The organism is Marinobacter sp. M-5 (assembly GCF_032911545.1).
GTDB lineage: Bacteria > Pseudomonadota > Gammaproteobacteria > Pseudomonadales > Oleiphilaceae > Marinobacter > Marinobacter goseongensis.
The window spans coordinates 114,835-140,190 of record NZ_JAWJEK010000003.1; the positions used below are offsets into that span (position 1 = coordinate 114,835).

Here is a 25,356-nt window from a genome sequence, read left to right on the forward strand (position 1 = left end):
CTCAGCCAAGTTGCAACCCATTGTCAATGAAGCGCTGTAGCATAATGCCATAAGTACCATCAGGTACTTCGCGGGAGATTACCAGGGGGCTTCCCGAGGCCCCCGCAGGGTTGCCTGCAAGGTCAACCAGACGATACTTTTCGGGCCGTTGCTTTTTCTCGTCCCTGACGATCATCAGTTTCGGTTTACGTCGACTCTTCGGGTTCGCGGCGATCACGATGGCGACCTCACCCGTTTTGAGCTCAACAATGGCTCCCGGCGGGTAGATTCCAATCATTAGCACGAAGGCTTTTGCCAACTCAGGGTCGAACTGCGTGCCACTGCAGCGATGTATGATTTCCAGGGCCTCCATCGAGGAGCGACCACGGTCGTAAGAACGATTGCTTGTTATTGCGTCATAGGTATCGACGATCGCAACGATTTTGGCGAAATAGGGTATCTGATAATCAACCAGCCCTCTGGGGTACCCTTTGCCATCAAGGCGCTCGTGGTGGTTATAGGCAACATCAATTGTCGCATGCACGACCCTGGGTAAAGCCATAAGCATATCCCTGCCCCAGTTTGCATGATTCTGCATAATACCGTATTCCTCTGGCGTCAGGCTTCCCGGTTTTTGCAGTATCTCGTCGGGTATTTTAGCTTTCCCGATATCATGCAAAAGGCCACAGAGACCCAACGTTTTTATCTCCTCTTCAAGCAGACCAAGTCTCTTACCGAACGCAGCGGAGAGAATGGAAACATTCAAGCAATGCTCAGCGGTGTATTCATCTTTGTGCTTCAGCTTGGTCAGCAGAAGCAGGGCATCGTCATTCCTGAGGATACTTTCAACGCATCGATCAACCACTTCCCTTGCTTTGTTGACGTCCAGGGTCCGCCCGACACGCATCCCATTCATAATGTTCTGGGCGACGGATTTCGCGTCGCTGTAATGGCCCGTCGCCCTGGTAATCTCGTGACCCACATCCACTTTGTTTATGTAGGTGACTTTTCTCCGCCGCGCGACCTCGCTCGTCTGCCGATTTTCACGATTGCGCGAGGCTCCGGCTTGATCTCTGGCTCGCGATGCTTTTGAAAATATCGAAAATTTGGATGACGGTTTCGGAGTCGATGCAGGCAGGGACGGCGTTGCCTGGCCCTCGATCTTTCTTTTCCCCTCAATGACGACGCGGTCACATTGCTGCTGCAGGGCGTCCACATCCTCCTGTTTCTGGACAATAAATCCCTGCAACAGAAAGGTTGTTTCTTCCCAAGGCCTATCAAGTCGCACAACGTGCATGCCGATTCTGAGTTCGGTTACAGGAATTTCCAGTTCGACACGTTCATATCTCATCGAGGACCCAGCCATTACGTCAGGTTAACACCTAGTATACGGTTAGATTCCAACGAATGACGTAAAACATTGTGAACAGATCAGCACCATTGGCAAGACCAAAAATCAGATGAAAGTAGAGCTGTTTGCCCCACCCGATTTGCAGACGATGCAGTTGGTTTGGTGGCAGGTTTTAGGGTGCTCCCAAATCTGGCCACAACGCTTAATCAACACACCCGGCCCGAATCCTCTCACACTGCTGCCACCCACCATTTCGATCCGGATACGCCCGGGCGGAATCATAATGAAAACTCATCCTGTCCACGCCACCCACTCGCGCGTCATCAATCAGCCGTTCATCCGCATCTGCGAAGCCAGACTCACCCGGAACCTTTAACCAACGATCAAACCAAGCGACGGTATAGTGGGTAATAGAAGGTCTGCCCCACCCGCCCGAGCATGCATTGCGGGACACATCCGGGCACCAGGAAGTAGCCGGAAATTGCGGTAACAGGGAGAAATCGAAGTGTGTGGTGCCCTGGAAACCGAGCGTGTAAACCGGCACATCGGCGGCTTTCCAGGCCTCGAACGCGACCTTGGTGCCAGCTGGATCCGGCGGCACCAGATAAGGAAGCGGCGCGAATCCGTAATCCGCAAAGAATGACATGGCCGGTGCCCTGGGTGCGAATTCCGGGAGAACGCCTTGGGTGATGGCCAGCAGCAGGACGTCGTAAAGCGGAGCCGGCAGCTGCAGATTCGAAGCGGTTGTCAGGCCCTCTCCTGTGGGGGTGATTAGACTGTCCCAGGCGACTACCGCATCCACCGGGTTATTCTCATCCATCAGCCCGGGCCAGGGCTCTGCGCCTGGCGCGCCATAGCCCTGAACCACAGATACGCCGATAGCGCCGAGTGAGTGCCCCGCAATACCAAGACGCGTGTGGTCCAGCCGCGACCATTCCGGGTTATGGTCAAATACCTCGGTGGGCATTGCGTCCTTGCAGGCTTGCGAATGGGGATAACGCTGACTGGGCGTGGAGCGAAAGAAATCGATGGCATCCACCTGCCCTTCCCAAAAAACTTTGGGGTTCAGGTTGCCGCCCTGCTCCAGCAGCGGTGTCTGAAAATCGGACCTGCCTTGGCCCCTCGGGTCGTAGGTGAGCACGGCATAACCGGCCCGAACCAACGCCTGTGTTGCCCAACTGTAGGCGGTTTGCGGTGCCTGCACCGAGCCGTTGGTGATGACGATGGTCGGCACCGGGTTGTCCGCAGCCGCGTGTTTTGGCACCCAGACCGTGCCGGACAACCGGGCGCATTCCCGGTCATAAAATACCACATCGGTAACGTCCGCTTCGTTCTGGTAGAAACCCTTCCCATCTGGCCCGTTGGCTTCGGGGTACCGATACGGATCGCCCGCACAGGGCAAGCCATAGGTCGCGCACAAGGGTGAAAGCGGGGTGTTGAGAGACAGGGACAGCAGCCACGACGGGTCCAGGATGGAGCGCTGCACCAGATCCTCAACGTTGAACAGGGTTTGTTCCAGATACCGGCGCTGGAACGGGATGGAGACCTGTTCCGTTAGTGCCTCCAGGGTTTTTGCGTAGTTGGTGGCCTCACAATCGCCCCAAGCGGCACTTGGGGCGCTGGCGTCATCACAACGCGTGTCGAGGTTTTCCGGTTGAGTGGGCACCAGTCGCTGGGGTCTGGGTGAATCATCCGGCGCAACGGCTTCTTCTCCCATGACTGCCTGCGGCGGGCTCGGAGCCTCTGCCGTGGACGAAGAGGACGAGCCGCCACACCCCGCCAAAGCCAACGCTGACAGTAATAAAGCCGTCTGTTTCATATCTACACCCCGTGAATCCCTATCATCAAATCCTGCGCATAGGATAAAGCTCTTGGAGCGGGCGGCCTTTGTCCCAAGTGGTCAGTGTGATCATTATTTGGGTCAAGTGGCATCAGATAACCGGGTGCAGCACCTGGGGTTGTCACTGAAACACACTCAGTTAAGCTGGTTGGAATTCACCCAGAAAGGTAACTCGCAACCATGGGACAACTATCCGAAACAGTCAGAAGTAGCCAACCAAGCATTCCTTCACTCGACGCTGAACGCGTCTCGTTGATCGAGCGAGCGGGGTTAACGGTCAAACAGCTGGAACCTCTTGGCGTTGAAGTCTACGGGGCCGATGTTCGCGCCGGGCTTCCCAAGCCTGTGATAGAGGCGCTGGAAGTGGAGATGGCGAATCGGGGATTCATCGTCTTCAAGCAGCAAACCGATCTTGCCGCCGAGGAGCTGGTTGAAGTCAGCAAATGGTGGGGCGCTCACGAGATCCACTCAACCCACGGCGTCCACCCTGCAACACCCGGTCGAAACAGGCACATCTTCCGCTGCTCCAATGACAGCCGCCACGGAATTCTGGGTGTGGGTCCCCAATGGCATAACGATGGCAGTTTTGAGGCGGCCACATTCTCGCACTCCGCGTACTACATGGCTCGCGCGCCGGAACAGGGCGGCGGTACGCACTTCGCGCACCAGGGCGCCGCCTTTGATGCGCTTCCGAAGGAAAAGCAGGCCTTCTGGGAGCGTCTTGTGTCGGTGAATTCAGCGTCCAGCGTGACGCATCCCGTCGTCCACACGCACCCGGTGTCCGGAAGGAAGAGCGTGTGGCTTCACCTTGGGATGACCGGTGCCGTTATCGAGCGGCTGCCGGAGGACGGTGTCACGATTGATGAGCTGAAACAGCAGCCCGCGAGCGTCGACCAGTTTCGTTTGTTGACGGAGGGCGAAATGAAGACGCTTTTCAATGACTACAACGATCTGATGAATGCGTCGTTCGAGCGGGGGTACGGGATACGCTACCACTACGACACGGGTGACCTGCTCTACATCGATAACTGGGCGGTGGCCCACAGAGCCGCGCCGGAAGCGCACATGCCGGCTGAACAGCAGGGGTTGCGGATCATGGACCGTGTCACGATCAAATCAAAACAGGACCTGGCGCCACACTTTGGTTTGCCGCAATACATCAATATCAACGGGCCTCACCCGTTCAACAAGGATGGCGTCTGGCAGGCCGGTGGCGTCGGGTTCCTGTGGAAAGACGACATCCGCCTGCAAAACTGACACGGTTGGCCGAAATTCGGTATGCACTCGCCAGGCATGACGACGACAAGCCCGCAACACGAGAGCCGACCTGCCTAGCGCTCTCTGTTTGATGGTTCCTCGTTCAAATACTGCAATTGCGAGTCATACGCTGCCTGAAGCCCGGTTTCCGGCTCCTCGTCATCATCCTGTGCCTCGGCAATGGAGCGCGGATACAGCGGCGACAGGATCGATACCAGAATCCCGACCATGGCGAACAGGGCAAACCCGTTTTCGTAGCCGACTTCCTTCACCAGCATACCGACGATGGGCGATCCGGTGGCCTGTCCCAGCGAGACCGCCATGAACGGCAACACCGGACCCATGGACAGCCGCCCCGGCAACAAACGGATACTGGTCATCAGATACAGCCCGGTCAGGCTCATGTAGGCAAGACCGAAAACCAGGGCAGAAAATGCCGCAATCATCAGCTCACCGGGGCTGGCCGCGATCAATGCCAGGCTCGCGGCCAGCATCATCAGCATCAGCGCCTGGGTAATGGCCGGGTTATTGCGATCGGCCAGGTCGGCCACGGCCGCACCGCCCAGCCCTGCGATGCCAACCGCCAGCCACAACCAGCCCGTGGCGCTGGATGGCAATTCACCAACCGTAACCACAAGATCCGGCGCGAAGATCCAGTAGGCCGCAGAGACAAACCCCATAGCGAAGGCAAACAGCGCAAGCCGGAACAGCCGCGACCACTGCAACAGGCTGATGGCGGGCGCCGGTGCCGTTCTGGTGGGCGACACCCTCGACACCGACGGAATCACGACCAGTGCGGCCAACAACCCGACGATTGCCAGGCCAGCAAAGGCGCCGTAGGCAAAACGCCAGGCATCGGTCAGAAACAGCACTGCCGGCACCGCCAAAGCGATACCGATGCTGGTGCCGGCGTTCATGGAGGCGCTCACGCGACCGTGCAACGACCGTTTTACCTTCGCCTGCATGGCGGCTGTTAAGGCCGGCATCATCAGGCCCGTGCAGATACCACAGGCGAACACGCCAACGCCAAGCGACAAGGCTCCAGACGCCTGGCTGATCAACGCCAGACCGCCGGCACCAAAGCCACAGGAAAGCACTGCCGTTCTGCGGGCGCCAAGACGGTCAGCCGCCAGCGGAGCGACCAGGGTGGCCAGCAGGAAACTGACCAGTGGCAACGCACCAATAAGGCCGATCAGATCTGCAGTGAGTTCCAGTTCCTCCCGTATCGGTGGCACAAAGAGCCCGAAGGCAAAGCGGGCAAGCCCATAACTGATGGCGATCAGCGCTGCGCCGAAGATCGCAAATTTTGTGCTTGAGAGTGAGGTCATGCCGCCTCCGTCGGTTCCGTCGCAACGTCTGGCCAGGTAGGTAAGTATAGAACCAATAAACCAGAGTTTACTTACCGTGAGGGAATCCATGGGGTGATTCAATTTCGGTTTCCCGCAGGCCCACCGAGATCAGGTACTATCTGTTTTTTTATTCGGCACCGATTCCGCTTTCATTGACCACAAGAGAACTTGATGACCTATTCCATTGCAATAATCGGCAGCGGTATGGCGGGCCTGGCGGCTGCCTATCGGGCGCGCCGCGCTGGCCACCACGTTACCGTGTTCGAAGCCCGCAACAGCCATGGCATGGATGCCCATGCCCTCAGGGTGGATGGCGGCCTGGTGGATGTGCCCCTGAGGGTGATGAGTCCCGACGCCTGGCCCAGTGTGCTTCAGCTTGCTGCCGAGGTGGGTGTGGGCACCTTCCAGGTGGACGTTCATGCGTCGTGCAGTTGGACAAGTCGGCACACCTGGTTCCGCAGTGGCGAGGTACCGATCCTGGGCTGGCCCTTTCTGGGCTCCTGGCGCTACCTGAACACGCGCGCATTGGGCATGGCCAGCGGCATCTGGCAACTGAGCCGTCTGACCCGGAAACTGGCGCGGGCTGACACCGACGCCACCCTTGGCGAAGTCCTGCAGCAACAGCGCTTTGACCCGTTATTCTGGCGTGGGTTGGTGTTGCCCCTGCTCTCCACCATCTGCACCTGTGACGAGAAACATCTGCTGAACTGGCCCGCGGCGCAATTGCTCTCGGCTCTGCACGGCATTCTCTACGGTTCCGAACTCTATCGTCTCAAGGGCGGGACCGGGGCGTTGGTCGAGGGTCTGGCCCGCGACCTGCCCCTGCATTGTGGCAGCCCGGTGGCACAGGTCGAGATCAGCGACGCCGGCGTCAAAGTCTATAACCAGCGGGGCGACGGCGGTGTGTTTGACCGGGTCATTGTTGCCACCCAGGCCAATCAGCTGAGTTTTCTGAATGACAGCCAGTTTGATGACGAGCGGAGAATGCTGGAAGACATCGGCTTCGATGCCGGCGAGCTCTGGGTGCATCAGGACCCGCGCTTTATGCCCGCGAAACAGGAAGACTGGACCGCGCTGAATTTTCAGATGGACGAGGCGTTGGAGAAGCCCATGTTTACGGTATGGGTCAACAAGGTGGAACCCACACTGGCGAACAGCGCACCGGTTTTCCAGACCTGGAACCCGCTGTTCGAGCCGGACCCGGACACGGTACTGGCACGGGTGCCGCTGGAGCGCGCCGTGGTCCACTCCGGCACCGCCCGGGTCCACGACGCCCTCAACCAATGGCACCGTCAGCCCGGGCGCAAAGTGTTTTTCTGCGGTTCCTGGGCCTACGAGGGCGTGCCGCTGCTGGAATCCGCCGTGCGTTCGGCCAATGCGGTGGTGGATGCGATCATGACAAACACAAACGACGTGTTATAGCGTCGCCGTGGGCAGTTCACCACCCAGCATGTTCTCGACCACGGCCGCGTTGTAGAAGGTTTCAACGGTCTGGATCTTGTCGTCCCGCACCCGGAACCAGACCGCGAGCCGCACGTCTCCGATCGGTTCAAAGTGGGTGCGGTAGTCCAGAATGGCAAACACGTGCTCGCCGTCGGCACTGAGCTGACGGACGACGAGATCTTTCTGGATGGCCGCCATGCCGAACTGGTAGGCCAGCATGTCATCCGGGCGAAGGAAGCGCATATTCGGCCCCACGTATTCAAACCCGTCAGTCACCAGCAAGGCCTTGGCCTCTTCAAAACGCTGGGCGTGAATATCACCGATGAATTGCGCCACGATGTCTTTTGGCTGCATGTGCAGACTCCGTTTCTACGATGGGGACGATCCAGTCTTCCGGGATCCTGCTCCCGCCATGGTAGCAAAAAGTACAACGGGACCCGCAGTGCATTTTCCAAGCCGCTTGCTACCAGGGCAGCTCCTCGCCGTTGCTGTGCCAGAAAGAACCGGTATTCTCCAGATTGAGCGCTTCAATGCGCTCGGCGAGGCCTTTGGCAGACTCTTGCGGGCTAATCAGCCCACCGAAATTCACCATGCGGGTCTGTACATAGCCAGGGTGAAGCTGGGCCACGGCAATGCCTCTGGGCTGCAGATCCATCGCCAGAGATTTTCCGAAGGCGTTCAGCGCTGCCTTGGACGCACGATACCCGTATCGACCGCCGGAATCGTTGTCAGCGATGGAACCCATGCGGCTGGTGATGTTGGCAATCTTGCCGCCGGACGGAATCTGTGACACCAGCGCCTCAGTCACCCGCAACGGTGCGTAAGCGTTGATCTCCATCTGGGTGCGGATCGAATCGAAGTCGATGCTGCCGAGCTTTTCATCCTGCAGCAGGCCGGCGTTGTTGATCAGCAGATCGATGGACTGGCCTTTCAGTTCAGTGGTGAGCGTCTGGATACCGCTGTCGGTGGTGACGTCCACCCCCTCAACAACGCGGGTCGCGATGGCATTCAGTTCGTCGGATGTGTGCCGGCACACACCGATAACAGCGCAACCTTCATCCGCGTAATGACGTGCAAGCTCGAGACCGATGCCACGATTGGCACCGGTGATGACGACGGTTCTGCGATTGGCCATGGGAATCTCCTCAACGGTGAAAACGTTCATTCAAACAGAAAAGGGACGCCCTCAGGAACCCCGTTTCTCCACGTGGTCGATCCAACTTTCCGACACCCAACTGCGTAACTGGTTACCTCCCAACAAAAAAGACCGCTACTATGGGTAGCTTTGTTTTCCGTAAAACAGGTGAGCGGTGACAGCACGAAGGCACAAGCAATGGCCCGCATGGATAGCGCTGTTATCCATGGTGCTGATCTATGTGGGGCCTTTGATTACCCAGGCGCAGCTGAACCCCGAAGCCGGGCCAGCCGCCCTGAACAGCCACCACAGTGATCACCACAGCCGCGAGCACAGCCCTGCACCTTCATCCGGGCAAACGGACCATTCCGATCCACTGCAGCATCTGGCCCATGGCGAATGCGGCTACTGCGTGCTGCTCAGCAAATTGCCGGTTCTTTCCTCCCAGGGCACGGCCGTTCCATCCAGCGCGCCCGCCGTCAGCGGCACCGGCCTTCCCGGTTTGCTGTCGCCCCCCCGCGCAATAACCCGCTTTTTGAATGCGCCTGTGCGCGCACCACCGGTCATGGTCTGACTCTCTCCCTTACCCTTTTTAGTCTGTATTGAGGAAGACCATGAACGAAATCCACAATTCCAGCGCTCCGCGCTGGGGCTATGCTTTGCTTGTACGCCTGCATTTTTATGCTGGCCTGTTTGTCGGACCCTTTATTTTTGTGGCGGCGCTATCCGGCGCCCTGTTCGCCCTGACGCCGCAAATCGAAAACTGGCTCTATTACAGCGAACTGACCACCGAGACCACTGGCACGGCGAAGCCGCTGGCTGACCAGATCCTGACGGCCCGCAGCCATATCGGCGACGCAGCCACCCTCGCCGCCGTCCGTCCTGCCCCAGAGCCAGGTGAAACCACCCGGGTCATGTTTGCAGTGGACGGTTTGCAACCTTTCGAACACCAGGCGGTGTTTGTCGATCCGGTGTCTCTGGACGTCCGCGGCGAACTGGTGGTGTACGGGACCAGCGGCACCCTGCCATTCCGCATCTGGATCGATTATGTTCACCGCCACCTGCATCTGGGCGAGGTAGGGCGCTATTACAGCGAACTGGCCGCCTCCTGGCTCTGGCTGGTGGCCCTTGGCGGCCTTGCACTGTGGTGGCGCCGACGGCGCTCGAACCTTACCCCTCAGGTGGCCAACGAGCGCGGCACGCTGCGCCAGTGGCACAGCGGTATGGGCGTGGTGCTGTTGCTGGCATTCCTGTTCTTCTCAGTCACCGGTTTGACCTGGTCAAAATGGGCAGGCGCCAACATTGCCGAATTACGCGCCCAACTGGACTGGGGCACACCCGGGCTGAACACCGAGCTGATCGGCTCCACGCCTCAGCAACATCAGCACGGAGCACACGCCGGTCACGGTATGTCCCCGGTAATCACCGCAGGCGAGGATAATGCCGCCGCGTACGATGCAGTGCTGCAACAGGCACGGGCGGCCGGTATTGATGCCGGCATGGTGGAAATCAAGCCCGCCACAAACGTATCCCGCGCTTGGGTAGTGCGTGAAATCGACCGCAGCTGGCCGACCCAGGTCGACATGGTAGCCGTTGACGCCCGAACCCTGACCATCACCGATCGGGTGGATTTCGAGACTTTTCCCCTCGCCGCCAAACTCACCCGTTGGGGCATCGATGCCCACATGGGCATCCTGTTCGGCCTGGCCAACCAGCTGTTCGTGGCTGCCTGCGCGCTGGGACTGTGCGTGATGATTGTGCTGGGGTATCGAATGTGGTGGTTACGCCGGCCAATCCGCTCTGACCAACAGCGCCATCGCCCGCAACGGGTCTGGACCGAATTGAAAAAGGCACCGGCGATGGCACTGGTGGTGATGACGTTTGTTGCCTTGGGCCTGGGACTCTTCGCCCCGGCGATGGGCGTCAGCCTGGCGGTCTTTCTGGCACTGGATGCGGCCCTGGCGTTGCGGGATTCTAGGCGCTTAAAAGTGCCTTGACCTGAGCGAGCCAAAACCGGCAATCTTCAGGTTCCCGGCCACTGCGCCAGCGACTACCCAGGCGACGTATGGATTCTGAATCTCGACACCCTTCCGATGAACATCACACCCCCCCGGGTAACCCCGGGGTGGTGCCCACGGCAACATCCTCTGACATCGGCCAATTGATCCAGCGGGTGGTTCGGCGGGATCGTTCCGCCTTTGCCCAGCTCTATGAAGCCACCGCCCCGAAACTTCTGGGTACCGTGATGCGTATCGTAAGAGACAGGGCTTGGGCAGACGACGTGATTCAGGACGCCTACATCAAGGTATGGCAGAAAGCCGGGCAGTACGACGCGGCCAAAGCTTCACCGATTGCCTGGATGGCCTCCATTGCCCGCAACAGCGCCATCGACGAGCTGCGGAAGCAACCGGCACGGCGCTCCATGGGGGATGAGGAGATTGACGAAATCGCGAGTGTCCAACCGACAGCTCAAGCCGAGCTTGAAGAGCAGCAGGCGGTTAACAGCCTGAACAGCTGCATCGACGAACTCGAGAAAGACCGCCAGGACATGGTTCGCCTGGCTTATCTGAATGGCTGGTCCCGTGACGAACTGGCTGCCCACTTTGATCAACCGGTAAATACCGTGAAAACCTGGCTGCACCGTGCATTGAAACAACTGAAAAGGTGTCTGGCACCATGACCGACCATGACAATCTCGATACGCTGGCGGCGGAGTTCGTGCTGGGAACGCTGCCCCCGGAAGAGCGGGCCTCCGTGATTGCCCGCCGCGAGGATGACCAGGCGTTCGATGACCTGATTCTCGCCTGGGAAGAGCGTCTGGTGCCTTTGCTGAATGAGGTGACGCCCATTCAGCCCGGTCCGGACCTGCTTGCCCGCGTCGAAAAGCGCCTGGACGAGCTTGAGGCCACAGCGCCCGTGTCTCTTCGGAGACCGCCAACCGCAACCGTTACTGCGCTGCAACAACGGGTACGCCGGTGGCAGTGGAGTACCGCCGTGACGTCTGCCGCTGCGCTGGTCCTGGTGGCCGTGCTGGCCTTCCAGCCAGCGGAACAACCACAATCTTTCGTGGCGGTGTTCCAGCACGATGACCAGCAACCGGCCTTTATGCTGACGGTGGATCTGGACAACCGCCAGTTGAACATTCGCCCGGTCACCGCCGAGCCGGTGCAGAACAGGTCCTATCAGCTATGGATCAAGGCCGATGAGCTGGGGCCAGACCCACGCTCGGTAGGTGTACTGACCAACAACATGACCATCGACCAGTCGGCACTCAGCCAGTATGACCCGCAGCTTCTGAAAGAGGCCACCTTCGGCATCAGTGTCGAACCTGCAGGCGGTTCACCGACGGGCAAGCCGACCGGGCCGGCGATTCATGGCTACCTGTACCCCACCGCCGAAGGCAATTCGGGTCAGCGGTTCTAAAAAAAACCGGGGCAAATGCAACTTTTGAATTATCCATGCGTATCTTTCGGTACGCCCATCCGATAACAAACCAATGATGGGGATAATTGAAAATGAGGAGAACGCAATGAGCACGCACTTCAAAAAGAGCACATTTCTCACTGCAGCCCTGCTGTCCACAGCACTGACTTCCGGCGCAGCACTGGCCATGGATCACGGGAAAGTAGGCGTGAAGGCTAGCGATCAAGACGTCAGCGGTGGCACTGTTACCGCCAAGAAAGTGATGGCCGAGAAAAACGGCTGGCTGGTTGTGCACCGCACCGACGAAGCCATGAAGCCGGGCCCGGTGGTTGGCCACGCTCCCATCAAAATGGGCAAGAACATGGACGTAGCAGCGATTCTGACCGAGGAAGTAGAGTCCGGTGAGATGCTGATGCTGATGGTTCACAGCGAGGACGGTGGCAGCAAGACCGGCATCTTCGAATACACTCTCGGCGCCAAGGAAGACGGCCCGATCCGTAAAGACGGCAATCTGGTCATGAAGACCGTCACCGCGAAATAAGACTTTTCGCGACAACCCGGCGGGCTCTGGCCTGCCGGGTTGGTCATTACCGCTTTGCCGCTCCTTCCACACTGACTCTATCCCGTACCGACTGAATCCACTTGTAGAAGACGGGCACCAGTAGCGTACCAAGAATGGTCGCCGCCACCATACCACTCAATACTGTGACACCCAGGCTGACCCGGCTGGCCGCACCGGCACCGCTGGCGAAGACCAGTGGCAACACGCCAAGCACGAACGACAGCGCCGTCATCAACACCGCCCGGAACCTCAACACCGCCGCCTTTTGCGCCGCTTCAACAGTGCTCATCCCGGACTGCCTCAGCTGCATGGCAAATTCCACGATCAGGATGGCAGTTTTGGTCGATAGCCCGACCAACAGCACCAACCCCACCTGGGCGTAGACGTTATTGGCCAGCCCCAGTAACCAGAGCCCGCCCATAGCACCGAACATCGCAAGGGGTACCGCCCCGATGACCGCCAGCGGCAACGTCCAGCTCTCGTACTGGGCCACGAGAAACAGGTACACAAACACAATGGCCAACAGGAAGATCACGGTGGCGAGACTGCCCGCCTGTATTTCCTGCAGGCTCTGCCCTGCCCAGCTGAACTCATAACCCTGTGGCAATTTCTCTGCCAGGGTTGCCATGGTGGTCAACGCATCGCCACTGGCGAAGCCCGGGGCCGCCTCCCCCGATATCGTGACCGATCGCTTGAGATTGAAATGCTGGATGCTGGACGGACCGAGCACCGGCTCCAGCGATGCCAGAGTGGTCAGCGGCACCATGTCACCCTGTTGATTGCGCACCTGGTAATAGGACAGGTCCTCCGGCTTTTGGCGGAAACTCCCTTCCGCCTGCAGCAACACCCGGTAGTTCTTACCAAAGCGGGTGAAATCGTTGACGTACAGCGAGCCCAGTTGCGTTTGCAGCGTGGAGAAAATATCCGATAGCTGAATACCGAGCGCCTTGGCTTTGTTGCGATCCACCTGCAACAGATACTGGGGGATGTTGGCGCGGTAGGTGCTGTAGACCCGGGTCAGCGCCTCCTGCTGGTTGGCCTCGTAGATCAGGCCGTTCATAACCTGCGAGAGCTCGGCCACATCCCGGCCCAGATTATCCTGAAGGCGGAAATCGAATCCCGAAGACGTACCCAGCCCGGGAATGGGCGGCGCATTGAACACCATCACCTGGGCCTCCGGAACGGTCCAGAGCCTGGATGACAGCCGCGGGATCACCTGCTGCAGTCCCAGGGCCGGATCTTCACGCTCCTCCCAGTCTTTCAGCATGATAATGCCCAGACCGTTGTTGGAATTGGTCCCACCCAGCAACGAGAAGCCCGATACGGTAATGAAATCGGTCACTGCCGGATCTTCCAGTACCATGTCTGTCACTTTCTTCAGCACCACGTCGGTTCGCTCCAGCGCGGCGGCGTCCGGCAACTGCACATCCACAAACAGGAAACCCTGATCCTCCGGTGGCACAAACGCTGTGGGCACGGCCTTGAACAACCCGGCACTGGCGACCAGAACCGCCACCAATCCCACCGCCACTAGCGCGCCTTTGCGCAACAGCCGGCTCACCACACCGTCGTAACCGTTGGTTCCGCTGACGATCATACGTTCGAACGGCCTTAACCAGCGAACCGGCTGGTTTCCGCCACGCCCCAGCAAGGCAACGCACAGGGCCGGACTCAGGGTGAGCGCGTTGATCGAGGAAATGACGACAGCCACCGAGATGGTGACGGAGAACTGCTTGTACAACTCACCGGTGATACCCGGCATGAACCCCACCGGCACGAACACCGCCAGCAACACCAATGTGGTGGCGATCACCGGGCCGGAGACCTCCGCCATGGCCTTGGCCACCGCGTCGCGAATGGGCAGTTGCTCTTCCTGCAGGATTCGCTCTACGTTCTCGATCACCACGATGGCATCGTCCACCACAATACCGATGGCAAGCACCAGGCCGAACAGGGTGATGGTGTTGATGGAATAGCCCAGCACCGCCATCACCGCGAAGGTACCGATCAGCGATACCGGAATGGCGATGCTGGGGATCAGCGTGGCACGCCAGTTCTGCAGAAACAGGAACACCACCAGGATCACCAGGGCAATGGCCTGAAACAGGGTGACGATTACCTCGTCAATGGAGCGGCTGATAAATTCGGTGGTGTCGTAGAGAATGCTATAACCAACACCGTCGGGAAAACCCGGCTCGGCATCCGCCACCACCTTTTTCACCCGCTCTGCCACCTCAAGGGCGTTGGCATTCGGCAGCTGGTAGATCACCAGAAACGCCGTGTCCCGATTATTGAGCCGGGCGGTGGAGGCGTACGACCGGGACCCGAGCTCGATCCGCCCGACATCCCGCAACCGGACAAACCCACCATCGGATCTGGCGCGGAGAATGGTCTGGGCGAACTCGTCCGGGTCGGATAAGCGCTCGCGGCTCTGGATGCTGTAAACGAATTGCTGCCCCGCCGGCACCGGCGATTGTCCCAGCTTGCCAGCCGCTACGATCTGGTTCTGCTCTCTGAGCGCTGCAGCCACTTCGGCAACGGTGATGTCGAGGGATGACATGCGCTGGGGATCCAGCCAGATCCGCATGCTGTAATCCTTGGCGCCCATCACTTCCGCCGAGCCCACACCCGGCACGCGGCCCAGAGCTTCCACCAGGTTGTTGGAGGCGTAGTTGCTGAGGAAAACGCCGTCCAGGTCTGGTCTGTCAGAGGTCAGGTTGATACCCATCAACATGTTGCCGGCCTGTTTGCTGACCACCACCCCCTGTCGTCTCACCTCGTCCGGCAGGAACGGCTCGGCCAGGGCAACGCGGTTTTGCACATTGACCTGTGCAATGTCGGTATCGGTACCGCTTTCAAACGTCAGGGTGATCTTGGCCGCGCCATCACTGGATGCCGTTGATTCGATGTAGATCATCCCCTCTACCCCGTTGAGCTGCTGCTCAATCGGGCGAATGACCGCTTCCTCCACCACCTGTGAACTGGCGCCGGGCAGGGTTGCGGACACCTGAACCTGAGGCGGAGCCATATCGGGGTACATGTTGACAGGCAGCCCCCGAAGGGCCAGCAGTCCGGCCAGGGTAATCAGGATGGAAATAACAAACGCGAATTTCGGCCGCCGAATGAAGACGCTGCTGATCATTGGCTAACCTCGCCTGCAGCGGTGAGGGCACCGGTGTCCGGATCAATCCGCTTTGATACAGGGTTGACGGCAACCCCGGCGCGGACTTTCTGCAAACCTTCCACTATCACCTGCTCGCCAGCCTCCAGCCCGGTCTCGGCCACCACCATAGCACCGCGGCGGGGCCCTGTTGTGAAGAACCGCTGGGCCACCTTTTGCTGGTCGTCCACCACCAGCACGAACTTGCCTTCAATGGTTTCCTGCACCGCCACCTGTGGCACCAGGATGCGCGCCTCACCCGCCTGCCCTTCCACGTGCAGAGTCACATACAATCCGGGCAGCAGCACCGCGTTGGAATTGGGGAACACGGCTCTCATTGCAACAGTACCGGTACTGGCGTCGGTGCGGACACCCGCGAAGTCCAGCGTACCGCCCTGGTCGTAGCGCTTACCATCCGGCAGGGTGAGATACAGAGACAGGTTATTGACGATCGTCTCGGCTTGCTCACGTCCCGCCCGGCGAAATGCCACGTAGTCTGCCTCGTTGAGCTGAAATTCCACGTAGATGGGGTCGGTAACAAGAATTTCAGCAATGGCGCCACTGGCGGGGCTGACAACTGCCCCCACATCAAAATTCAACTTGCCGATCCAGCCGTCAAAGGGCGCTTTTATTTCGGTGTAACCCAGATTGTTGGCCGCCTTTTCCACGGCTGCTTCGGCTGCCTGCAACCGCCCCTGTGCCGCGCTGAAACGGTCCTTTAATTTGTCCAGATCGGACGCGGACAGGTAGCCTTTGCCTGCCACGTCCTGGCCTCGCTGGAGGTTGGTGCTGGCCGACTGCAGCTCAGCCCGGGAGGCGATCAGTTCCGCCTCGGCCTGCCTGAGATCGGCCCCAGCGTTGGTGTTCTCGAGGCGAACCAGTAGCTGCCCCTGCTCGACCCGAGAGCCTTCCTTGAACTGGATCTCCCGGATTTCCGCCTCGATGCGGGCGGATACATCCGCTTTAGCCGACGCCGCGGTTCTGGCGACAAACTCCCGCGAGGGCCTCACCTCGGCGTTCTCCAGCACCACCACCGACACAGACACCGGGGCCGCCTGCGGCGGCTCAGTGGATTCCGAGCACCCAGTAAATAAAGCAAGGGCGGCGAGAGTGAGCAGAAAAACAGATGGCTTTGATTGGACAAGCGGGCGCAAATACAGAAATCTGGACATCAAATACTTCCCTGATTTAATGGGCGGGACAGAAATGGGTGTACTGTGTTGATATAAATCATAGCCAACCCCTTAACAGCTGACCACGTTTCCGTTACGAATTCGGTCGTCAATCGATTTCAGGGACGGCGCCCTCGCCGATTACGCACAACACCACAAGGACCGCACACTATGAGCAGCCCCAAACCCAGTACCATCCGTGTCGGCCGTCGCTACCGCGCCAATCGCCTCGACGGCCCTTACGACGCTGTTGTGATCGGCTCCGGCATTGGCGGGCTAACCACCGCCGCCTGCATGAGCAAGCTGGGCAAGAAAGTAGCGGTGTTCGAGCAGCATTACACTGCCGGCGGCTTCACCCATAGCTATGACCGCAATGGCTATGAATGGGACGTGGGCGTGCACTACATCGGCGATGTGGGGGCAGACCACACCCTGACCAAGCGACTGTTCGACCACATCACCGACGGGCAACTGAAATGGGCTCCGATGGACAGTCACTTCGACCGGATTTTCATCGGCGATCGCCATGTGGATCTTGTGGCCGGCCCTGATCAGTTCAAAGCAGAACTGCTCAAAGCCTTTCCGAATGAAGAGCAGGCCATCGACACCTATCTGATCTATCTTAAAAAGGTGGCCAAGGCGATGCCGGGACTGGTCATCGGAAAGGTGCTGCCGGATCTGGCCGCTGGCCCCCTGCGCAAGCTGGTGAACCGGGCCGCGCCGTCATTCCTCAACCGCCCCACCCGTGAGGTGCTGGAGGGGCTGACCAGCAATCAGGACCTGATCGCCGTGCTGACCGGCCAATGGGGTGACAACGGCCTGCCACCGGCGGAATCCAGCTTTATCATCCACGCCCTGATCGCACGCCATTACCTTTACGGCGGGTATTACCCCATCGGAGGGGCTTCGGAGATGGCCAAGACCATCATTCCGGTAGTCCAGCAGAGCGGCGGCGAGGTGTTTACCTACGCCGACGTCACCGGAATCCTGATCGAGAAAGGCAAGGCGGTCGGCGTGCGCATGGCGGACGGCGAAGAAGTCCGCGCCCCGCTGGTGATCAGCAATGCCGGCGTGTTCAACACCTTCAACAAGTTGTTGCCGGACTCCGCGCCACACCGGGACTATTACCAGCAAAAGCTGACCACCGTGGAACGCTCCATGGCCAGCAACTGCTTGTATATCGGGCTGCAGGATACCGCTGAGAACCTCAAACTGCCGAAGACCAATTACTGGATCTACCCGGGCCCCGACTACGAGAAGCACGTCAGCGATTTCATGGTGAAGCCGGAAGATACCGACATTCCGCTGACCTACATCTCCTTTCCGTCTGCCAAAGACCCGAGCTTTGCCGAGCGCTATCCGGGTCGGGCAACGATTGAGATTGTCGCTCCGGGGCCTTACGAATGGTATGAAAGCTGGGCGGACAAAACCTGGGGCAAGCGGGGCGAAGATTACGAAGCGCTGAAAGAAGCTTACGCGCAGCGACTGCTGGCCAAGCTTTACGAGAAGTTCCCGCACCTGGAGGGCAAGGTGGATTATTACGAGCTGTCTACGCCGCTGTCCACCGACTATTTCTGCCGTTACAGCAAAGGCGAGATTTACGGCCTGAACCACACCCCGAGCCGCTTCGAGCAGGACTGGCTAAAGCCCAAAACCCGAATTCCCGGCCTGTACCTGACGGGCCAGGACGTGATGACCTGTGGCGTGGCCGGGGCGATGATCGGTGGGCTGCTGGCCACCGTTGCGGTCAGTGGCCTCAAGGGATTGCCGTTGGCGAAGAAGATGTTCGTGGGCTGACCCCGGTTACTCGTCGCCTTCTTCGGCATCACGGCGGCGCTCCTGGCGCTCCCACTCTTCCTCTTTGGCGGCGTCGATGATTTCCATCAGTTCATCGACGTTTGCCGCTACGTCACTGTGCTCGAAGCGCCCCGTCAGTTTGCTGTCCGGGTGCAACCGGCCGGCCTCATAGAGCGCCCAGATTTCCTTGCCGTAATCGGTCTTGAGCAGTTCCGGCGCAAAGCGCCCAAAGTAGCGGCGCATGTTATCAACGTCTCGCTCCAGCATGCGCTCCGCGTTGTTATTGCCGGCGGCATTCACCGCCTGTGGCAGATCGATGATCACCGGGCCGTTGCGATCCACCAGCACATTGAATTCCGACAGATCGCCGTGGATAAGTCCGGCGGACAGCATGCGGACCACCTCAGCAACAATCTGGGCGTGATAATCCCGGGCCTGCTCCGGCAACAGGGTCACGTCGTCCAGTCGCGGTGCCGCCTTGCCTTCTTCGTCCGCCACCAACTCCATCAGCAGCACGCCGTCTACAAACCCCAGGGGCTCCGGCACCCTCACGCCCGCCGACGCCAACCGGTATAGCGCGTCGACTTCGGCATTGAGCCAGGCGTCTTCCTGCTCCTTCTGGCCGTAGCGGGTTTTCTTGCTCATGGCCCGTGCCCGCCGACTGTTGCGCACCTTGCGGCCTTCCTGATATTCCACAGCCTGTTTGAAGCTGCGCTTCTGCGCCTCCTTGAACACCTTGGCGCACCTCAGGATATCGCCACAACGCACAACGTACACCTGCGCTTCCTTGCCACTCATCAACTGGTAGAGCACTTCGTCCACCATGCCATCATCGACAAGGGGCTGTAATCGCTTCGGTACTTTCATAACACTCGCTTAGACACACCATAGATTGCGGTGATCATAGCATTCCCGCTTCACAATGCCGACAGCAGGTCCGCCCGTTGCCCACTCACACCCCGAGCCGGTCCCGCAGCGCGTAATACCATGCGCCAATCGCGGTAAACGGCACCCGCAATGCCCGCCCGCCGGGGAACGGGTAATGGGGCAGGCTGGCGAAGGCATCGAAGCGCTCGGCCTGGCCCTGAATGGCCAACGCCAGAGTTTTGCCCGCTACGTGGGTGAAGGTCACGCCATGGCCGGAGCAGCCCTGTGAGTAGAAGACGTTGTCGTTCAGACGACCCATTTGCGGCAGGCGTGACAGCGTCAGCAGGAAATTACCGGTCCAGGCGTAGTCGATCTTGACACGGCCGAGCTCCGGGAACGTTTTCAGCATGTTGGGGCGCACCAGCCGCTCGACGTTGGCCGGGTCGCGGGCGCCGTACACCACACCGCCGCCGTAGATCAGTCGCCTGTCGCCGGAGAGACGATAGTAGTCGAGCAAATAGTTGCAGTCCTCCACACAGTTGTCTGCGGGGAGCAGCCGATTAGCGAGATCGTCGTCCAGTGGCGCGGTCGCGATGATCTGCGAACCGCAGGGCATGGATTTGGCCCCCAGTTCCGGCACCAGCCCGCCCAGGTAGGCATTGCCCGCCAGCACCACGAACTGTGCCCTGACCTCACCGTCCCGGGTTTTCACCGTGGCCGGCTCGCCAGGGATAATCCTGATCACTTCCGAATGCTCATGAATGACACCACCCCGGGATTCCAGCGCAGCCGCCTCGCCCAACGCCAGATTCAGGGGGTGGATATGCCCGCCCGTATGGTCAATGGCACCCCCTTCATAGCGATCGGTGCCGATACGGTCGCGGATGGCTTTCCGATCCAGCAGCTCAAGCTTGTCATAGCCGAACCGACGCCACAGCGCCTGCTGGGATTCGAGGTGCCCCAGCTGGCGCGAATTCAGTGCAGCAAAAATACCGCCTTCTTTCAGATCACAGCGAATGCCGTAATCCTTCACCCGCTGCCGGATGATCCGGCTGCCTTCAAAGGCCATCTCTGCCAGCAAGCGCAGGTGATCCGGGGCGGACTGGCGTTCGATGGTATCCAGGTCCCGGCTGAAACTGTTGACGATCTGACCGCCATTGCGCCCAGACGCACCCCAGCCTACCGTCACCGCCTCCAGCACGACTACCCGGAAACCTGCCTCTGCCAGAAACAGTGCGGTCGACAAGCCGGTGTAACCGGCACCTACCACACAGACGTCGGCCTCAATGCTGCCCTGCAGGGCCGGGCGTATCGGTGCCCGATTCGCCGAGGCGGCATAGTAGGACGGAACCGGTGGATGCTGGGTCATTTGGATGGCGCCATAGAGGATCAGGAGAGGTTCGTGAGGCGGCCGGAAACAGCGGCCGCCGACGCCAGTTTATGCCAGGCCCGAACATTCGGGAAGACACGTTCTTCTACCTATATCAGAGACCGGGATTGGCCCCGCAAGTGCTGCTATGATGGCTCAATTCCCTTGCCTGCGAGGCAGCCATGACCCAGACCAACCCTTCCGCCTCCCCCGCCGACCTGGCCGGGTGGCAAGCCCTGGCAAACCAGCTTGCGTTCGAGAATCGCGCCTATCTCAACGGTGATTACCAACCAGCGAGCGGAGGCGAAACCTTCCCGTGCATCAGCCCGCTGGACGGCCGCGAACTGACCCGGGTGGCCAGCTGCAATCAGGCCGATGCCGACCTTGCCGTTGCTGCCGCCAGAGAGGCCTTCGACAGCGGCGTGTGGAGCCGGTTGGCCCCGACCCAACGCAAGGCTGTGCTGCAGCGTTTCGCCGACCTGATCGACGCCCACGGCGACGAACTGGCCCTGCTGGAAACCCTGGACATGGGCAAGCCCATTGCCCACGCCCGCACGGTGGATGTGCCGGCCACCGCACGGGCCATCCGCTGGACCGCGGAAGCCATCGACAAGGTGTACGGCGAACTCGCTGCTACCCCCCATGACCAGATCGGCATGATTTCCCGCGAACCCATCGGCGTGGTTGCCGCTATCGTGCCCTGGAATTTCCCGATGATCATGGCCGCGTGGAAGATTGCCCCGGCCCTGGCCACAGGTAATTCGGTGGTCCTCAAGCCCTCGGAAAAGTCGCCGCTCAGCGCTATTCGACTCGCGGCACTGGCTCACGAGGCCGGTATCCCCGCCGGGGTATTCAACGTGCTGCCGGGCTTTGGCCACACCGTGGGCAAGGCGCTGGCCCTGCACATGGACGTGGACTGCCTGGTGTTCACCGGCTCCACCAACGTGGCCAAACAGCTGATGATCTACGCCGGCCAGTCCAACATGAAGCGGGTGTGGCTGGAAGCCGGCGGCAAAAGCCCGAACATTGTTTTCGCCGATGCCCCGGACCTGAAAAAAGCCGCCGCTGAAGCCGCCAGTGCCATCGCTTTCAACCAGGGAGAGGTCTGTACCGCAGGCAGCCGGTTGCTGGTGGAAAACAGCATTCGCGCCGAGTTCATCGGTCTGATCCGTGAGGCCCTGACCACCTGGCGACCCGGCCATCCCCTGGATCCGGGCACGACCTGTGGCGCCATCGTCGATCAGGCCCAGCTGGATCGCATCATCGAGTACATCGGCATCGGCCAGGCTGAGGGCGCCACGCTGGTGGAAGGCGGCCAGCGGGTGATGCAGGACACCGGTGGCCTGTTTGTTCAGCCAACGGTGTTTGACGGCGTCAGCAACGGCATGCGCATCGCCTCCGAGGAAATCTTTGGACCGGTGCTGTCGGTGATCGGATTCGACACCGCCGAGGAAGCCGTGGCCATCGCCAACGATTCCATCTATGGCCTGGCGGCCGCGGTGTGGACGTCAAATATCAACACCGCCCACAAGGTGGCCAAGGCACTGCGCGCCGGCAGCGTGTGGATCAACCATTACGACGGTGGCGACATGACCGCCCCGTTCGGTGGCTTCAAGCAATCGGGCAACGGCCGTGACAAGTCCCTGCACGCCTTCGACAAGTACACCGAGCTCAAGGCCACCTGGCTGCTCATTGAGTAGCCGATACTTACACGGTGTGCAGGTACCAGAGGTATTCAAGATCCGAGATAGTCATCTCGAACTCGTTCAGTTCGTGTTCCTTACAGGCCACGAATACATCCAGGAACGGACTACCGAGATACTCGGCCATCACGGGCGACTGCCCCAGCTCCCGCAAGGCATCCCGCAGGTTGTTCACCAACGTGGCTTCGTGCTGCTCGTGGGCATTACCCACGGTGACCGGCGGCGGCTCAATCCGGTTGGTAATGCCGTAGTGCATACCCGCCAGTACAGCGGCCATCAACAGATAGGGGTTGGCATCGGCGCCCGCTACCCGATGCTCGATACGCAGAGCCTCCGGATCGCCGCCTGGCAGGCGTAAGGATGCCGTGCGGTTGTCCACGCCCCAAGTGGCGGCACTGGGCACGTAGTATTCCGGGCTGAAACGGCGGTACGAATTGATGTTCGGGCAAAACAGCGCCATGGCGTCGTTCATGGTGGCCACCAGCCCGCCGATGGCCCAACGCAGCATGTCATTGGGCTGCTCCGCATCCCCGGCGAACACGTTGCGACCGTCCCCGTCGACCAGGCTCACATGCAAGTGCATGCCGCTACCGGCCTGGTTGTGGTAAGGCTTGGCCATGAACGTGGTGTCCATTTCGTGGTCGTACGCCATATTCTTGATCAGACGCTTGAGCAGGGTGGCGTGGTCGCAGGCCTGCACGGCATCATCCACGTAATGCAGATTCACCTCGAACTGACCGGGCGCGGATTCCGCCACCAGGGCGTCGGCCGGCAGCTCCTGTTCGTGAGCGGCATCCAGAACATCCGCCAGGAATTCCGCGTATTCGTCCAGGTCGTCAATGGAATAAGCCTGGGTACCCGCCGGGCGTTTACCGGAAATAGGCGACTTCGGCGGCTGGGGGCGACCGGCCAGGTTTTCCTGATCAATCAGGTAAAACTCAAGCTCAAAGGCGGCCACCGGGGTCAGCCCCAGATCTGTAAATCGCCTGACGATGTTCTGCAGCACCACGCGCGGGTCCGCAAAAAACGGCGTATCCCGGTCCAGCTCGTACATGGTGAGCAGTAACTGGGCAGTGGGTCGCTTCTGCCAGGGTTCCATGGTGAGGGTGTCGGCGATCGGCAGGCACACGCGATCGGCCTCGCCGATGTCCAGGCCCAACCCGGTTTCCTCAACCGTGGTGCCCTGAATATTGAGCGCAAAGATCGACGCCGGCATGGCCACACCCCGCTCGAACACCTTGGCCAGCGCCGACGGGTCCACCCGTTTGCCCCGAACAATGCCATTCATATCCGGAATCAGCAGGTCAACAAACTGCAGTTCGGGGTGCGCCTGAAGGAACGCGGCGGCGCTCGCAAAACCAGAACCCATAAGAAAAGCCTTCCACAACTCAAACAGGCCTGTGGCGAGGAGCCGGCACAGGGGTGTTCAACGCTTCTTTATCCTGTTTTCCGGGGCAATTTGCAAGATAGGGATATACCACAAGCGCAGGCAACGGCAGGGTTTCCACGTACCAAACCGTTACCCGGTCGGGGCCTCTCGTCACCAAACGGTCACGGCAACGTAACGCCCTGCTCTGATAGTGAGCATGCAGTACACTTCATCGCATAGGGAGCTTGTTATGAAATTACATGCGTTACTGACACTGGCACTGCTGGCCGTGACCTTCTCCGCCGCCGGGGCTGCCCCGGGCGGGCACGACAAGGGCAAGAGCTGGACCCCACCGGGCCTGGAGAACTGGCAGAACAAGTGGCCAGACCTCGACGGCAAACCCCACCGCGGCAAACGCCAGGTCCACTTGGGCCCACGGCCCCTGTGGCTGGTGAGCGATATGGACGAGGGCCCATTGAAAGAGACACTGCAGTCCTGCCAGGGCAAAAAATTCAAACCCACGGATTTCTCCATTGGTCACCGGGGCGCGCCGCTGCAGTTTCCCGAGCACACCCTTGAGTCCTACGTGGCGGCAGCACAGATGGGCGCGGGCATTCTTGAGTGCGACGTAGCCTTCACCAAAGACCGTGAACTGGTCTGTCGCCACGCCCAGAACGACCTTCACACCACCACCAATATCGTCGCGATTCCGGCACTGAACGCCAAGTGCACCCAGCCGTTTGTGCCGGCGGATCCGGACACCGGGACCGAAGCACAGGCCGAATGCCGCACCAGCGATCTCACGCTTGAGGAGTTCAAATCTCTGGAGGGCAAGATGGATGCCTTCAACCCGATGGCCACCACGCCCGAGGACTACCTCAGGGGCATCGCCGACTGGCGCACCGAGCTGTACAGCAGCCGCGGCACCTTGCTGACCCACCGGGAGAGCATCGAGTTGTTCAAGGCGCTGGGCGTGAAGTTCACCCCGGAGCTGAAAACGCCGGTCGTGGAGATGCCCTTTGAGGGAGATTACAGCCAGCAGGATTACGCCCGCCAGATGATCCAGGACTACATCGATGCCGGCGTGAATCCCCGGGACGTCTGGCCCCAGTCATTTCTGCTCGATGACGTACTGTTCTGGGTCAACGAGACTCCCCGTTTTGGCGCGCAGGCGGTGTTTCTGGACCAGGCGCCGCTGACGCCGGAGAACGCATCTCTGGCATGGATGGAAAACCTCTCTGCCCGTGGGGTGAAGGTGCTGGCACCGGCGCTGTGGAAAATGCTGACCCTGAACAGTCACCAGGAAATCGTTGCCTCGGAGTACGCCAGGAACGCCTCAGCCGCAGGCCTGGATCTGATTGCCTGGACAGTTGAGCGCAGCGGCCCGCTGGCCGCCGGAGGTGGCTGGTACCACCAGACCATCACCGACGCCATCAACAACGACGGTGATGTTTACACGGTGATTGATGTACTGGCCCGTGAAGTCGGTGTTATCGGCATTTTCTCGGACTGGCCGGCAACCACCACCTTCTACGCCAACTGCATGGGGCTTGCCGATCGGGGTCGCTGACCGACGATCA

At 60.0% G+C, this 25,356-nt stretch carries 20 protein-coding genes; 10 read left to right on the forward strand and 10 right to left on the reverse strand.

The window, feature by feature from the left end; all coding sequences use genetic code 11:
• Window position 1 precedes the first annotated feature (1 nt).
• Window positions 2-1,330, reverse strand: coding sequence for an HD-GYP domain-containing protein (locus tag R0125_RS13610; protein ID WP_248182693.1), 1,329 nt, complete (start codon window positions 1,328-1,330; stop codon window positions 2-4).
• Window positions 1,331-1,532: 202 nt separating this feature from the next.
• A complete protein-coding gene (locus tag R0125_RS13615; protein WP_317238543.1) occupies window positions 1,533-3,149 on the reverse strand; it encodes a hypothetical protein in 1,617 nt (538 codons plus the stop codon).
• Window positions 3,150-3,350: 201 nt separating this feature from the next.
• Here R0125_RS13615 and R0125_RS13620 point away from each other — a divergent pair, with 201 nt between their 5' ends.
• On the forward strand, window positions 3,351-4,427 hold the full coding sequence (locus R0125_RS13620; protein ID WP_317238544.1) for a TauD/TfdA dioxygenase family protein: 1,077 nt from the start codon (window positions 3,351-3,353) through the stop codon (window positions 4,425-4,427).
• 74 nt (window positions 4,428-4,501) lie between these two features.
• On the opposite strand, the gene R0125_RS13625 is transcribed toward R0125_RS13620, so the two are convergent.
• Complete coding sequence (locus R0125_RS13625) at window positions 4,502-5,755, reverse strand: MFS transporter (RefSeq protein ID WP_248182686.1); 1,254 nt, start codon at window positions 5,753-5,755, stop codon at window positions 4,502-4,504.
• A 192-nt stretch (window positions 5,756-5,947) separates the two neighbouring features.
• On the opposite strand from R0125_RS13625, the gene R0125_RS13630 reads away from it, so the two are divergent.
• On the forward strand, window positions 5,948-7,198 hold the full coding sequence (locus R0125_RS13630; protein WP_317238545.1) for an FAD-dependent oxidoreductase: 1,251 nt from the start codon (window positions 5,948-5,950) through the stop codon (window positions 7,196-7,198).
• On the opposite strand, the gene R0125_RS13635 is transcribed toward R0125_RS13630, so the two are convergent.
• Together R0125_RS13635 and R0125_RS13640 are read right to left on the reverse strand one after the other, a co-directional pair.
• Window positions 7,193-7,573: a nuclear transport factor 2 family protein gene (locus tag R0125_RS13635; RefSeq protein ID WP_317238546.1), complete on the reverse strand. Its 381-nt coding sequence runs from the start codon at window positions 7,571-7,573 to the stop codon at window positions 7,193-7,195. The genes R0125_RS13630 and R0125_RS13635 overlap by 6 nt on opposite strands.
• 109 nt (window positions 7,574-7,682) lie before the next feature.
• On the reverse strand, window positions 7,683-8,354 hold the full coding sequence (locus R0125_RS13640) for an SDR family oxidoreductase (protein ID WP_317238547.1): 672 nt from the start codon (window positions 8,352-8,354) through the stop codon (window positions 7,683-7,685).
• A 175-nt stretch (window positions 8,355-8,529) separates the two neighbouring features.
• Here R0125_RS13640 and R0125_RS13645 point away from each other — a divergent pair, with 175 nt between their 5' ends.
• The 5 genes from R0125_RS13645 (at window position 8,530) to R0125_RS13665 (ending at window position 12,318) form a co-directional block, all read left to right on the forward strand.
• Window positions 8,530-8,928: a DUF2946 domain-containing protein gene (locus R0125_RS13645; RefSeq protein WP_248182673.1), complete on the forward strand. Its 399-nt coding sequence runs from the start codon at window positions 8,530-8,532 to the stop codon at window positions 8,926-8,928.
• Window positions 8,929-8,968: 40 nt separating this feature from the next.
• Window positions 8,969-10,351: a PepSY-associated TM helix domain-containing protein gene (locus R0125_RS13650; protein WP_317238548.1), complete on the forward strand. Its 1,383-nt coding sequence runs from the start codon at window positions 8,969-8,971 to the stop codon at window positions 10,349-10,351.
• A 68-nt stretch (window positions 10,352-10,419) separates the two neighbouring features.
• Entirely contained in the window at window positions 10,420-11,034 is a 615-nt protein-coding gene (locus R0125_RS13655) for a sigma-70 family RNA polymerase sigma factor (RefSeq protein ID WP_248182670.1), read from the forward strand.
• Window positions 11,031-11,777, forward strand: coding sequence for an anti-sigma factor domain-containing protein (locus tag R0125_RS13660; protein ID WP_317238549.1), 747 nt, complete (start codon window positions 11,031-11,033; stop codon window positions 11,775-11,777). The genes R0125_RS13655 and R0125_RS13660 overlap by 4 nt, the downstream gene beginning before the upstream one ends.
• 106 nt (window positions 11,778-11,883) lie before the next feature.
• The gene (locus tag R0125_RS13665; RefSeq protein WP_317238550.1) at window positions 11,884-12,318 is read left to right on the forward strand and encodes a hypothetical protein; all 435 of its coding nucleotides are present in this window, start codon (window positions 11,884-11,886) and stop codon (window positions 12,316-12,318) included.
• 46 nt (window positions 12,319-12,364) lie between these two features.
• On the opposite strand, the gene R0125_RS13670 is transcribed toward R0125_RS13665, so the two are convergent.
• Together R0125_RS13670 and R0125_RS13675 are read right to left on the reverse strand one after the other, a co-directional pair.
• Window positions 12,365-15,481: a multidrug efflux RND transporter permease subunit gene (locus R0125_RS13670; protein ID WP_317238551.1), complete on the reverse strand. Its 3,117-nt coding sequence runs from the start codon at window positions 15,479-15,481 to the stop codon at window positions 12,365-12,367.
• Window positions 15,478-16,545, reverse strand: a complete 1,068-nt coding sequence (locus R0125_RS13675) for an efflux RND transporter periplasmic adaptor subunit (RefSeq protein WP_317238552.1) — start codon at window positions 16,543-16,545, stop codon at window positions 15,478-15,480. Before R0125_RS13675 ends, R0125_RS13670 begins: the two co-directional genes overlap by 4 nt.
• 297 nt (window positions 16,546-16,842) lie before the next feature.
• Here R0125_RS13675 and R0125_RS13680 point away from each other — a divergent pair, with 297 nt between their 5' ends.
• Entirely contained in the window at window positions 16,843-18,468 is a 1,626-nt protein-coding gene (locus R0125_RS13680; protein ID WP_248182662.1) for a phytoene desaturase family protein, read from the forward strand.
• A 6-nt stretch (window positions 18,469-18,474) separates the two neighbouring features.
• Here R0125_RS13680 and R0125_RS13685 read toward each other — a convergent pair whose 3' ends face one another.
• Together R0125_RS13685 and R0125_RS13690 are read right to left on the reverse strand one after the other, a co-directional pair.
• On the reverse strand, window positions 18,475-19,335 hold the full coding sequence (locus R0125_RS13685) for a PA4780 family RIO1-like protein kinase (protein ID WP_248182661.1): 861 nt from the start codon (window positions 19,333-19,335) through the stop codon (window positions 18,475-18,477).
• 85 nt (window positions 19,336-19,420) lie between these two features.
• Window positions 19,421-20,704, reverse strand: a complete 1,284-nt coding sequence (locus R0125_RS13690) for an FAD-binding oxidoreductase (RefSeq protein ID WP_317238553.1) — start codon at window positions 20,702-20,704, stop codon at window positions 19,421-19,423.
• 182 nt (window positions 20,705-20,886) lie between these two features.
• Between R0125_RS13690 and R0125_RS13695 the strand changes: the two genes are divergently transcribed.
• Window positions 20,887-22,404, forward strand: a complete 1,518-nt coding sequence (locus R0125_RS13695) for an aldehyde dehydrogenase (RefSeq protein ID WP_317238554.1) — start codon at window positions 20,887-20,889, stop codon at window positions 22,402-22,404.
• Window positions 22,405-22,411: 7 nt separating this feature from the next.
• Here R0125_RS13695 and R0125_RS13700 read toward each other — a convergent pair whose 3' ends face one another.
• Window positions 22,412-23,776 carry a glutamine synthetase family protein gene (locus R0125_RS13700; protein WP_317238555.1) on the reverse strand — a complete coding sequence of 455 codons (1,365 nt, stop codon included), beginning with the start codon at window positions 23,774-23,776 and terminating at the stop codon, window positions 22,412-22,414.
• 250 nt (window positions 23,777-24,026) lie between these two features.
• On the opposite strand from R0125_RS13700, the gene R0125_RS13705 reads away from it, so the two are divergent.
• Window positions 24,027-25,346 (forward strand): glycerophosphodiester phosphodiesterase family protein, encoded by a 1,320-nt coding sequence (locus tag R0125_RS13705; RefSeq protein ID WP_317238556.1) that lies wholly within the window; start codon window positions 24,027-24,029, stop codon window positions 25,344-25,346.
• Window positions 25,347-25,356 lie beyond the last annotated feature (10 nt).